Origin of the sequence: Streptomyces sp. NPDC023838 (assembly GCF_040639555.1) — a bacterium.
Lineage (GTDB): Bacteria > Actinomycetota > Actinomycetes > Streptomycetales > Streptomycetaceae > Streptomyces.
In genome coordinates, this window is the sequence record NZ_JBFAAD010000002.1 from 203,639 (window position 1) to 215,933 (window position 12,295).

Annotated in this window: 10 protein-coding genes; 2 read left to right on the plus strand and 8 right to left on the minus strand. The window is 72.5% G+C overall.

Features of this window, described 5'->3' with window-relative positions; all coding sequences use genetic code 11:
- On the minus strand, positions 1-1,284 hold the full coding sequence (locus AB0G17_RS03205; RefSeq protein ID WP_361374917.1) for a family 10 glycosylhydrolase: 1,284 nt from the start codon (positions 1,282-1,284) through the stop codon (positions 1-3).
- 165 nt (positions 1,285-1,449) lie between these two features.
- On the opposite strand from AB0G17_RS03205, the gene AB0G17_RS03210 reads away from it, so the two are divergent.
- Positions 1,450-2,322 (plus strand): 3-hydroxybutyryl-CoA dehydrogenase, encoded by an 873-nt coding sequence (locus AB0G17_RS03210; protein WP_361374919.1) that lies wholly within the window; start codon positions 1,450-1,452, stop codon positions 2,320-2,322.
- 189 nt (positions 2,323-2,511) lie between these two features.
- The gene (locus AB0G17_RS03215; protein WP_361374921.1) at positions 2,512-2,769 is read left to right on the plus strand and encodes a hypothetical protein; all 258 of its coding nucleotides are present in this window, start codon (positions 2,512-2,514) and stop codon (positions 2,767-2,769) included.
- 19 nt (positions 2,770-2,788) lie between these two features.
- Here the strand turns inward: AB0G17_RS03215 and AB0G17_RS03220 are convergent, their stop codons facing one another.
- From AB0G17_RS03220 to AB0G17_RS03250, 7 genes are all read right to left on the minus strand, one after another.
- A complete protein-coding gene (locus AB0G17_RS03220) occupies positions 2,789-3,325 on the minus strand; it encodes an NUDIX domain-containing protein (protein WP_361374923.1) in 537 nt (178 codons plus the stop codon).
- A gap of 51 nt (positions 3,326-3,376) precedes the next feature.
- On the minus strand, positions 3,377-4,717 hold the full coding sequence (locus AB0G17_RS03225; protein ID WP_361374925.1) for a transcriptional regulator: 1,341 nt from the start codon (positions 4,715-4,717) through the stop codon (positions 3,377-3,379).
- A 284-nt stretch (positions 4,718-5,001) separates the two neighbouring features.
- Positions 5,002-6,069, minus strand: a complete 1,068-nt coding sequence (locus AB0G17_RS03230; protein WP_361374927.1) for a PP2C family protein-serine/threonine phosphatase — start codon at positions 6,067-6,069, stop codon at positions 5,002-5,004.
- 219 nt (positions 6,070-6,288) lie between these two features.
- Complete coding sequence (gene pheT, locus AB0G17_RS03235; protein WP_361374929.1) at positions 6,289-8,856, minus strand: phenylalanine--tRNA ligase subunit beta; 2,568 nt, start codon at positions 8,854-8,856, stop codon at positions 6,289-6,291.
- Entirely contained in the window at positions 8,856-9,977 is a 1,122-nt protein-coding gene (gene pheS, locus AB0G17_RS03240) for a phenylalanine--tRNA ligase subunit alpha (protein WP_361374931.1), read from the minus strand. The genes pheT and pheS overlap by 1 nt, the downstream gene beginning before the upstream one ends.
- A 148-nt stretch (positions 9,978-10,125) precedes the next feature.
- On the minus strand, positions 10,126-11,250 hold the full coding sequence (locus AB0G17_RS03245) for an ATP-binding protein (RefSeq protein ID WP_361374933.1): 1,125 nt from the start codon (positions 11,248-11,250) through the stop codon (positions 10,126-10,128).
- An 82-nt stretch (positions 11,251-11,332) separates the two neighbouring features.
- Entirely contained in the window at positions 11,333-12,169 is an 837-nt protein-coding gene (locus tag AB0G17_RS03250; RefSeq protein WP_361374935.1) for an RNA methyltransferase, read from the minus strand.
- Positions 12,170-12,295 lie beyond the last annotated feature (126 nt).

Genomic DNA, 12,295 nt, shown 5'->3' on the forward strand with positions numbered 1-12,295 from the left:
TCACGGCCGCACCCGTCCCGGATAGTGGTCCGCGACCACGCGTGCCATGGCGCCGATCGGGTCCAGCGCCACGTCCTTCGCCGAGAAGAAGCAGTGGCCCCGCACGGAGGCGTACTTCCGAGCGAGCGTGAGGTGGCGGGACAGCTCGGCCGGGTCCTGCCAGGCGGGCGGCTGCGCCGGGTTCCCCGCCTTGTACAGCGCCTCCCCGATGATCAGCTGGGTGCCGCTGCCCCGGGCGACCGCGTCCCACCAGGGAACCAGCTGGGCGTAGTCGGCGGCCTGGAAGCCGATGTTCCAGTACACCTGCGGGCAGATGTAGTCGATCCAGTGCTCGCGCACCCACTTCCTGGTGTCGGCGTGCAGGTCGTCGTAGGTCTGTACGCCGGCCGTGGTGGGCGAGCCGAGCGGGTCGGTCGCCGCGTTGCGCCAGACCGCGAAGGGGCTGATCCCGAACTTCACCCGGCCGCGGATCTGCTTGATCCGGGCGGCCGTCTCCCGTACCAGCCTGTCGATGTTGTCGCGGCGCCAGGCGGCACGGTCCGGGAAGCCCGCGCCGTACCGGGCGTACGCGTCGTCGTCCGCGAAGGTCTGCCCGGCCACCGGGTACGGATAGAAGTAGTCGTCCCAGTGCACCGCGTCCACGTCGTAGCGCGCGACCGCGTCCAGCATCGCGTCCTGCACGAAGCGGCGGACCTCGGGCAGCCCCGGGTTGTAGTAGAGCCGTCCGCCGTACGCCACGACCCAGTCGGGGTGCACGCGCGCGGGGTGGGTCGGCACGAGTCTGGAGGGGTCGGTGTGGTTGGCCACCCGGTAGGGGTTGAACCAGGCGTGCAGCTCCAGGCGGCGCCGGTGCGCCTCGCGGACGGCGGTGCCCAGCGGGTCCCAGCCGGGGTCCTGGCCCTGGACGCCGCTCAGGTACTGGCTCCACGGCTCGTACGGGGACGGCCACAGGGCATCGGCGGTGGGGCGGACCTGGAGCGCCACCACGTTGAGTCTTCGGTCCGCCGCACGGTCGAGGTGGGCGAGGAGCTCGGCCTCCTGCTGGGCCGGGGTCAGACCCGGTTGTGAGGGCCAGTCGAGGTTGGACACCGTGGCCAGCCACATCCCGCGGAACTCCAGCGGCCGGGGCGGGTTCCAGGGACGGCCCGGACCGGGCGTCGCCAGGACCCCGGGCGCACCCTCCGCCGCAGTCGCCGCACCCGCTGTGACCAGCCCGTTCGTCGAGCCCGCCGCTCCGGCCGCGAGGGTGGCCGCCAGCAGTCCCCGCCGAGTGATCCGTCCCACTTGGTGACCTCCTCGTGGCCGTGAATGTCCGGTGTTGCGCACAGCATGCCCGCCCCACCCCGTGATCCACACGCAGGCGCGGAGTAACGTCGTGGGCCGGGACGGGCACCGGAATCACACGGGGGACCCGCCAGGACTTTTCTGTCAGAAGCGAAAGGCAGCGATGTGACGGGCCCTACGGGAGATATTGCACGCGTCGGAGTGGTGGGCTGCGGCCAGATGGGGGCCGGCATCGCGGAGGTCTGCGCCCGTAGCGGCCTGGACGTGAAGGTCGCCGAGACCACCGGCGAAGCCCTGGAGATCGGCCGCACCCGGCTGCACAACTCGCTTTCGAAGGCCGCCGAGCGCGGCAAGATCACCGAGGAGGAGCGCGACGAGACGCTCGCGCGCCTCAGCTTCACCACCGACCTCGGTGAGTTCGCCGACCGCGATCTCGTCATCGAGGCCGTGGTCGAGAACGAGCAGGTCAAGACCGAGATCTTCCAGGTGCTCGACCAGGTGGTGACCCGTCCGGACGCGATCTTGGCGTCCAACACCTCCTCCATCCCGCTGGTGAAGCTCGCGGTCGCGACCTCGCGGCCCGACCAGGTCATCGGCATCCACTTCTTCAACCCGGCCCCGGTGCAGAAGCTCGTCGAGCTGATCCCGGCGCTCACCACCTCCGAGGGCACCCTCAGCCGGGCCCAGGCCATGGTGGAGAAGGTCCTCGGCAAGCACGCGATCCGCGCCCAGGACCGCTCGGGGTTCGTCGTCAACGCCCTCCTCATCCCGTATCTGCTCTCCGCGATCCGGATGTTCGAGTCGGGCATCGCCAGCCGCGAGGACATCGACAACGGCATGGAGCTGGGCTGCGCCCACCCGATGGGTCCGCTCAAGCTGTCCGACCTCATCGGTCTGGACACGGTCGCCTCGGTGGCGGACTCGATGTACGACGAGTTCAAGGAGCCGCTGTACGCGGCGCCGCCGCTGCTGCAGCGCATGGTGGACGCGGGACGCCTGGGCCGCAAGACCGGGTCCGGTTTCTACTCGTACGCCTGAGTCCTTCCGAGACGCCTGTCGCCGGGCCCGGTTCCTCTGTGTGAGGGCCGGGCCCGCCGCGTTCACACCCGGTGTGCGCCGCGAACCCGCATATGCTCTTCGCACACTCTCCCGCCCCTGGAGCAGGGCGAGTTGACTCCTCGACGGAAAGTCAATGGCGATCCGCCACAATGACGAAGGAGCCTCGCCGTGCCGAGCGACCCCGGCCACCCGATGGCCGTCGACGAACTGTTCGAGTTACGCCGTTCCCTGGAAGTGGGCCTGGCCCGCATCGACGGGCAGCTGACGCTGCTCACCCACCGCGACGACCAGAGCGAACGCGAACTGACCGAGCTGGGGATGCGGGTGGCGTCCCTGGAACACACGAGGTGGCCGCTGCCCGCGCTCACGGTGCTCACCGCCCTCGGCGCGCTGACCGTGGCGGTCTGGCAGGCACTGGGGCGGTGAGCGTGGTACCGACGGCCGGCTAGCCGTCGCCGAGCCGCAGATGGTGCAGGAGCAGGAGTCCGGCCGCCATGTTGGCGGCCGGGACCTCGCCGCGGGCGATCATGTCGGGTACCAGCTTGAGCGGTATCCACTCGCGCCGCGACGACTCGAAGTCGTCCTCGGGGTAGCCGATGTACTCGGCCGACTCCGACCAGTAGAGGTGGTGCCGGGCGTCGATGAGCCCGTTGGCGGGCTCGACGGTGAGGAGATGGCGCAGCGGGCCCGGCCGCCACCCGGTCTCCTCCTCCATCTCGCGGGCGGCCGCGGCCGCGATGTCCTCGCCGTCCTCGACGACCCCGGCGGCCAGCTCCCAGCCCCAGCTGTCGGTGATGAACCGGTGCCGCCACAGCAGCAGCACCTCGTTGGCCTCGTTGACGGCGGTCGCCACGGCGACCGGGCGGAGCCGGATCACGAAGTGGTCCAGGTGCCGCCCGTCCGGGAGGGCGACGTCGGCGAGATTGACGCGGAACCAGCGGTTCTCGTACACAGTTTGTTCACTCAGGTTCGTCCACTGCACGTTTTTGCCACCTTCCGACAAGTAGATGGCAATATCGCAGCAGGCACGCGCTCACAGGGGAACGCGCAGTGCCCCGTCGATCAGCTCGGCGGCTTCGTCGGCGCCGGCGCAACCGCTCTCGACCAGGTGCTCGCGTACGACGCGCAACCGGTCGCGCAACCGCTGCGACTCCATCCCCCGGGCCCGCTCGGCCATTTCGACCGCCGTCGCGACGGCCCGGTCCACCTCGCCCTGCCGGAGCTCGATCTGCGCGAGCATCGCCAGGCGGTGCACCCTGCCCCGGTCGTGCGAGGGGGCGTGCGCCGCCAGTCCCGCCTGCTCGCGCGCGGCCGGCAGATCGCCGAGCCGCAGCAGGGCCTCCGCCACCTGGACGTTGACCAGGCCCGGCTGGACGTAGCCGGTCTCGGCGGGTTCGTTCTTCGGCCGGATCCGCTCGGCCGCCCGCTCGGCGCCGCGGATCGCGCCGAGCGCGCTGGGCCCGTCGCCGAGGTGCGCGTACGCCTTCGCCTGCATCGCGTGCAGATCCGCGGCCAGCGCCGCGGTGAGCTGGTGGCCCGCCGCCCGCAGCGCCGCCTCCGCGAACGCGACCGCCTGGCGGTAGTCGCGCATGAACAGCGACTGGTTGACCAGCAGGGCGATCACATACGCGCCGAGCCCCCGGTCCCCGCTCGCCTTCGCGAGGCGCAGCGCCTGGTGGAAGTAACGCTGGGCCAGGCCCTGGGCGTTGGAGTCGTACGCGCAGATCCCGGCGATCGCGACCAGTCCCCCGGTCGCCCGGTGCAGCTGGCGGCCGGTCTGGTCGGTGTAGCAGCCGCGCAGCAGCGGCGCGGTCTCGGCGTTGAGGAAGCCCACGATGCGCGAGCGGGTGGCGATGCCCCCGGCCTTGCGGTACATCAGCTCGTAGTGCGCGCGGGCCGCCCGCAGCATCTCGATGTCGCCCTCGCTCACCGCGGTCTGGCCGTGCCGGGACACATCGGTGTCCTCCGGCGGGTTCTCCCACTCCCACACCGGCATCACGGCCGGGGTGCCGGTGACGGCGGGCGCGCCCAGTATGTGCGGGCGCTGCTGCTCGTCGGAGCGCCACAGGGCGGTGGCGCGCTCCACGAACCCGGCGAGCGGCGAGCCCACCGGCGCGGCCGGCTCGCCCGGCACGCCGAGCCCGATGTCGTCGAGGGTGACCGGGCGGTGCAGCCGGGCCGCCAGCACCTCGCAGATCAGGTCGGGCACCTGGCCGCGCGGCCGCTGACCCTTCAACCACCGTGCCACGGCGGTGTGTTCGTACTTCAGTGCCAGACCTCTGGCACGTCCGGCCTGGTTCACATGGGCCGCGAGCCCGGCGTTCGAGATGCCGGCCTCGTCGACCAGCGCGTCGAGCAGGGTATTGGGCTGCATCAGGCCCTCCGTTGGCTCGGTGGACCCAGCGTAAACGAGGCGCGTTCACACGGGGTGTGAAGGGAGTACTCGCATTTATGCGCCGCGCACTCTGCCGCGGCGAGGCGGCTGCCGATTGACTGAACTGCCTCTCCACAGAGGCGTGTCGGGCCGCCGGCTCCCCCTCGTACAGTGCGGCGGCCCGCTCCCGGCGCCGCCGGTCCTGCCGAACTGCCCGTCACTCCGCGGCAGGGCCGACGGCGCACGCGTGCCGACCAGATCCGCCGGGCAGGCCCTGGACCGCCTCAGCGCTGCGCCTGAGCGGCCCGGACGGCTCCGGGCCGCTCAGGCAGGCACACCCGGTCGTTGCGCAGCACCATCAGCGCCACGTCGTCGGCGAGCCGTCCGCCGGTGTGCCGCAGCAGCTCCCGCTGTACGCAGTGGACCACCGCGGCGGGTGACAGCGGGGTGTCCAGGGCCGCCCGGGCGAGTACTTCCTGCAGCCGGAAGAACCGCCCGGCGCGGTCCCGGGCGTCCTCGGCACCGTCCGTGTGCAGACACAGCGCCTCCCCGGGCAGCAGCCGGGTGCACAGCTGCAGCGGCAGTTCGGCGGGGAGCGGGAAGCAGCCGAGCGGCGGCAGCGGGTCGCCGGGCAGCAGCTCCTCGGCGCCGCCGCACAGCCGGTAGGGCCACGGATGACCGCAGTTGAGGGCGAACACCAGGCCGTCGGCGCGGATCTCCAGGAGCAGTACGGTCACGAACTCCTCGGCGAGCGGGCTCTCGGGCTCGCCCGCGCGGCAGGCCGGGTGCTCGGCCCGGGCCCGCTCGCGCAAGTGCCGTTGCAGCGCCCGCTCCAGGCGTCGCAGCACGCCCGCGAGGTCGGGCTCGTCGTGGACGGCCTCGCGGAAGCTGCCGAGCACCGCGGCGACCGCGCCGAGCGAGCCGAGGCCGTGACCGCGCACATCGCCCATGACGACCCGCACCCCGTACGGCGTGGCCATCGCCTCGTACAGATCGCCGCCGACCAGCTCGCCGGGGCCCGCGCAGAGCTGTCCGGCGGCCACCGTCAGCCCGTCGATGCGGGGCGGCGGGGGGCGCAGTAGCACCCGCTGTGCGGCGTCGGCGACCTCCTGGACGAGCCGCAACTCCCGCGCGGCAGCCAGCCGTACGCCGTGCACCAGACAGATCACCGCGAGCAGGAAGGCCACGCAGGTGGCGATCCGCAGGCCCATGGAATCGTCGGTGGCCAGCGGGCAGGTGAGCTGCCAGACGACGACCAGGACCAGCCACAGGACGGGCAGCGCGAGTGCGAGCCCCGGTCCCGTGCCGAGGGCACTCGCGCAGGCCGCCGTCCAACTCCTGCTACGGATCATGCCATCGGCCCCCCTGGGCCTGTCCGGGCCCGTGCACCGTTCTCCCCTGTGCCCCTCTACCCCTCCACCGGCCTTCACGGCCGGATTGATTCTGTCGACGCTCCGGCCCCTTTGCCCACATCGCCCCTTCTTCTCACCCGAACGAGTGAGGACGTGTGAGACATGCGCGAAGGGCGCACCCGGAGATTCGGATGCGCCCTTCACAGGTCCTGCCCGAGGTCACGCCCCGCGGAGCACCGCGCCCGTGCGCTCGGCGGCCAGGGCCACCGCCGCGTCGCGGGCGGCCGAGGCCTCCTCGACGGTCAGCGTGCGGTCGGCGGCGCGGAAGCGCAGCGCGTACGCCAGCGACTTCTTGCCCTCGCCGATCTGCTCACCGGTGTAGACGTCGAACAGCCGGATGGACTCCAGGAGTTCACCGGCGCCGCCGCGCAGGAAGTACTCGACGGCGGCGGACGGGACCTCCGCGTCGACGACCAGCGCCACGTCCTGGGTGGCCACCGGGAAGGTGGAGATCCGCGGCGCCCGCAGGGCGCCCTCTCCCGCCTTCGCCAGCAGGTCCAGGTCCAGCTCCATCGCGCAGGTGCGCTCGGGCAGGCTCAGCGCCTTGACCACGCGCGGGTGCAGCTCGCCCGCGTGGCCGATCACCACGATCTCGCTGTCGATGACGACGGCGAGCTCGGCGCACCGGCCCGGGTGCCACGGCCCGTACTGACCCTGCTGGACGATGAGTTCGGCGCCCGCCTCGTGGGCCAGGGTCCGGGCGGCCTCGACCGCGTCGGCCCAGTCCGCCGGGCGGCCCTTGCCCCACCAGCCGGCCTGCTCGCGGGCACCGGCGAGGACGACGGCCGCGTGCCGGGGCTGCGCGGGCAGCACCGCGTCGAGCGCGGCGATCTCCTCGTCGGTGGGGCGGCGGTCGACGGGCAGCCGGACGGCGACGCCCTGCTGCTCGCCCATTGGGGTCTCCCCTGCTCGAGCGGAGTCGAGAGCTTGGGGAAGGAAGACCAGACCGGTCTCGAAGAGCGCCAGGTCGTGGCTGCCGCGGCCGTCGTTGCGGCGCAGCGCGGTGAGCAGCCCCGGCAGCAGCGTGGTGCGCAGCGCCGGCTCCTCGTCGTTGAGCGGGTTGACCAGCTTCACGACGCGGCGGGCCGGGTCACCGGCCTCCAGGCCCAGCTGGTCGAAGACCTGCTCGGAGACGAACGGGTAGTTCAGCGCCTCGACGTAACCGGCCCCGGCGAGCGCGCGGCCCGCCCGGCGGTGCAGCCGCTGGCGCTCGGTGAGACCGCGCCCGGCGGGCGGCTTCGGCAGGGTGGAGGGCAGGTTCTCGTACCCCTCCAGCCGGATGACCTCCTCGGCGAGGTCGTTGGGCTCGGTGAGGTCGGGGCGCCAGGTGGGGACGGTGACGACCAGCTCGTCCTGCCCGTAGACGTCGCAGCCGATCTCCTGGAGGCGGCGCACGACGGTCTCGCGGCCGTAGTCGACGCCCGCCACCCGGTCCGGGTGGTCGGCGGCGACGGAGATCGTGCGCGGCGCGGACGGCGCGAGGACCTCGGTGACGCCGGCCTCGGCGGTGCCGCCCGCGAGCAGCACCAGCAGGTCGACGGTCCGCTGGGCGGCCGCGGAGGCGGCCAGCGGGTCGACGCCGCGCTCGAAGCGCTTGGACGCCTCGGAGGACAGCTTGTGGCGGCGCGCGGTACGGGCGATGGCGACCGAGTCGAAGTGCGCGGCCTCGATGACCACCTCGGTGGTGCCCTTGACCTGTCCGGTCTCCGGGTCGGTGACCGAGTCGGCGATCTCCGTGTTGGCGCCGCCCATCACACCGGCCAGGCCGATCGGGCCCCGGTTGTCGGTGATGACCAGGTCGGCGGCGTCCAGCTTGCGCTTGGCGCCGTCCAGGGTGGTGAGCACCTCGCCGGGCTCGGCGCGGCGGACCCCGATGGGGCCGTCGACGAGCGTGCGGTCGTAGGCGTGCAGCGGCTGGCCGAGCTCGATCATCACGTAGTTGGTGACGTCGACGGCGAGCGAGATCGGGCGCATGCCGGCCTTCTGGAGGCGGCGCTGGAGCCAGATCGGGGAGCGGGCCTCGGGGTCGAGGCCGCCGACGGTGCGCGCGGTGAAGCGGTCGCAGCCGATCGGGTCGGCGATCTTCACCGGGTAGCCGTACGAGTTGGGCGCGGGCACGTCGAGCAGCGCCGGGTCGCGCAGCGGCAGGCCGTACGCGATGGCGGTCTCGCGGGCCACGCCGCGCATCGACAGGCAGTCGCCGCGGTTGGCGGTCACCGCGATGTCCAGGACCTCGTCGACGAGCTCCAGGAGCTCGATGGCGTCGGTGCCGGCCTCGTGCTCGGGCGGCAGGACGATGATGCCGCCGCTGCCGTCGTCGCCCATGCCCAGCTCGTCGCCGGAGCAGATCATGCCGTGCGAGGTCTTCCCGTACGTCTGGCGCGCGGCGATGGCGAAGTCGCCGGGCAGCACGGCGCCGGGGAGCACCACGACGACCTTGTCGCCGACCTGGAAGTTGCGCGCGCCGCAGACGATCTCCTGCGGCTCGCCGGTGCCGTTGGCCGTGCCGACGTCGACCGTGCAGAAGCGGATGGGCTTCTTGAAGCCCTCCAGCTCCTCGATGGTCAGCACCTGGCCGACGACCAGGGGGCCCTTGAGGCCGGCGCCGAGCTGCTCGACGGTCTCGACCTCCAGGCCGGCGGAGACGAGTTTGGCCTGGACGTCACGGCCGGTCTCCGTCGCCGGCAGGTCGACGTACTCCCGCAGCCAAGAAAGCGGGACCCGCATCAGATCTCCATCCCGAACGGCCGGGTGAACCGGACGTCACCCTCGACCATGTCTCGCATGTCTTCGACGTTGTGGCGGAACATCAGCAGGCGTTCGATGCCGAAGCCGAAGGCGAATCCGCTGTACTTCTCGGGGTCGACGCCGCAGGCGATGAGCACCTTCGGGTTGACCATGCCGCAGCCGCCGAGCTCGATCCAGCCCTCGCTGGAGCAGGTGCGGCAGGGGCGGTCGGGGTTGCCGACGGACTCGCCGCGGCACACGTAGCAGACCATGTCCATCTCGGCGGACGGCTCGGTGAACGGGAAGAAGTTCGGCCGCAGCCGGGTCTTCATGTCCTGGCCGAAGAGCGACTGGACCATGTGGTCCAGGGTGCCCTTGAGGTCCGCCATGGTCAGGCCCTCGTCCACGGCGAGCAGCTCGACCTGGTTGAAGACGGGGGTGTGCGTGGCGTCCAGCTCGTCCGTGCGGTAGACCCGGCCCGGGCAGATCACGTACACCGGCGGCTCACGGTCGAGCAGCGAGCGGATCTGCACCGGGGAGGTGTGGGTGCGCAGCACGACACCGGAGTCGGCGGAGCCGTCCGGGCCCTGGACGAAGAAGGTGTCCTGCTCGCCGCGGGCCGGGTGGTCCGGGCCGATGTTGAGCGCGTCGAAGTTGAACCACTCGGCCTCGACCTGCGGGCCCTCGGCCACCTCGTAGCCCATGGCCACGAAGATGTCCTCGATGCGCTCGGAGAGCGTGGTCAGCGGGTGGCGGGCGCCGGCCGGTACGCGGTCGTACGGCAGCGAGACGTCCACCGCCTCCTCGACCAGGACGCGCGCGTCGCGCTCGGCCTCCAGCTCGGCCTGGCGGGCGGCCAGCGCCTTGTTCACGGCGCCGCGGGCCATGCCCACGAGCTTGCCCGCGGCGGCCTTGGCCTGCGGCGGCAGGGCGCCGATCTCACGGTTGGCGAGCGACAGGGGCGAGGTGCCACCGGCGTGCGCGGTCTTCGCGTGTGCGAGCGCGTCGAGGTCACCGGCCGCGGCGAAGGCGGCGAGCGCCTCGTCCCGCATGCGCTCGATCTCTTCCGGTTTCAGTGCCTCGACCTCAACAGGGTCGTACGACTTATTGGGTGCCGACATCTCTTCCCGTACTTCCGATTGGCTTGGCTGGGGGTCCCGCCACCGCGACTGCGACTGGGCCGCGCGACAGCACGGACACGAACGCGCCAAAGGTCGAGTCTAACGGGGTGAGGGAATGCGGATGCGCCCGTGGGCGGCCCGGCGGTCGCTACTGGAGGTAGGCCGGGGCGCTGACGGGCAGGATAAATCGGAACTCGGCGCCGCCGCCGGATCCGCGGCCCACCGCGATCGTCCCGCCGTGCGCCTCCACGATGCCCTTGACGATGTAGAGGCCGAGGCCGGTGCCGCCGCGTTTGCTGCCCCGCCAGAAGCGGGTGAAGACGCGGCCCATCGACTCCTCGGGGATGCCGGGGCCTTCGTCGCTCACGGTGACGGCCGTTCCCTTCTCGTCGTGCTCGTCGATGCGGACGGGCGCGGGTGCTACCTCGATGGTGACGGTTCCCTCGCCGTGGCGCACCGCGTTTTCCAGCAGGTTGCCCAGGACCTGGTCGATCTTGTCCGGATCCGCCCACAGATCGGGCAGCGGGCGCTGGATGCGGACGAGGAAGCGGTCGGGGGCCTGCCCGGAGGCCACATGGGCCTGGATGTGCCGGCCGACGGCGGCCGCCATGTCCACGGGCTGGCGGCGCACCTCCAGGCGGCCCGAGTCGATCCGGGAGATGTCCAGGAGCTCGGCGATCAGCCGGGTGACGCGGTTGGCGTCGGCGTCGACGGTCTCCAGCATCAGCCGCTTCTGGTCGTCCGTGAACCGCTCCCACTTGGCGAGCAGCGTCGCGGTGAACCCCTTGACCGAGGTCAGCGGCGAGCGCAGCTCGTGGGCGACGGTGGCGATCAGCTCGGCGTGGCTGCGCTCGGTGCGCCGGCGCGCCTCGGTGGAGCGCAGGCTCACCACCACCCGGCGGACCGGGCCGGTGGGGTGCTCGCGCACGTACCGCGCGGAGACCAGCACCTCGCGCCCGCCCGGCAGCAGCAGGTTCCGCTCGGGCTGGCCGACGCGGATGGCGAGACCGCCGTACGGATCGGTCAGCTGCCACCAGCGGCGGCCCTTGAGGTCCTCAAGGGGCAGGGCGCGCTCCAGCTCCTCGCCGATCGCGTCGCGCTTGGCGACCGCGGTGATCCGGGCGGCCGCCGCGTTGAAGCAGATGACCCGGCCCTTCTCGTCGGCGACGACGAGACCGTCGGGCAGGTCCTCGGGGTCTATCCCCAGCGCGTCCCGGCCACCGGAAGCACACACCAGGGCATTCTCGCCGATGGTCCTCACGCCGACAGCCATCCCCGTATCCCACCTCTCCGAAGCGCACAGTGGGCCCCCGAGCCCGCCACACTACTAGCTGGAGGTGACGGTGCGGACCCCCTCAGCGAGGAGTGCGGGGGCGCTGGGCCCGCGCCGAGGCGTACAGGCACACCGCGGCGGCGGTCGCCAGGTTGAGGCTCTCGGCCTTGCCGTGGATCGGGACGCGTACGACGGCGTCCGCGAGGGCCCGGGTCTCGTCGGGCAGGCCCCAGGCCTCGTTGCCGAAGATCCAGGCGGTGGGGCCGCCCATGGTGCCCGCGTCGAGCTCGTCGTCGAGGTCGTCCTCGCCCGCCCCGTCGGCGGCCAGGATGCGCACACCGGCGTCCCGCAGCCCCCGCACGGCCTGCTCCACCGGCACACCGACGGCGACCGGCAGATGGAAGAGCGAGCCGACCGAGGCGCGCACCGACTTGGGGTTGTACAGGTCGACGGAGGCGTCGGTGAGGACGACCGCGTCGGCGCCGGCGGCGTCCGCGCAACGCAGGACGGTGCCGGCGTTGCCGGGGTCGCGCACGTGCGCGAGGACGGCGACGAGCTTGGGCCGGGCCTTGAGGATCTCCTCGAACGGCGAGTCCAGGAACCGGCAGACGCCGACGAGGCCCTGCGGGGTGACGGTCTGCGAGACCTCGGCGAGCACCTCGTCGTCCGCGTAGTGCACCCGGGCCCCGGCGTCGCGGGCGGCGTCCACGATGTCCGCGTACCGCTCGGCGGCCTCGACGGTGGTGAACAGCTCGGTCAGCGTCGCCTCACCGCCCACCCGGTGCTCCACGGCCTCCCGGACGGCCTGCGGCCCCTCGGCGATGAACCGGCGCTCCTTCCCCCGGAAGTTGCGCCGCGCGAGCCGCTTCGCGGCGGCGACGCGGGGGGAGCGGGGGGAGATCAGCTCGGGCGTGGGCATGGGGTCGCGGGGTTCTCTCTACGAGGGGGCGGGGGTCCAGGGGGCCGTGGGTGGCTGCTCGCGCAGTTCCCCGCGCCGCTTCTGGGCCCGGTGTTCATCTGCGGACCGTGGTGGGTTGCTCGCGCA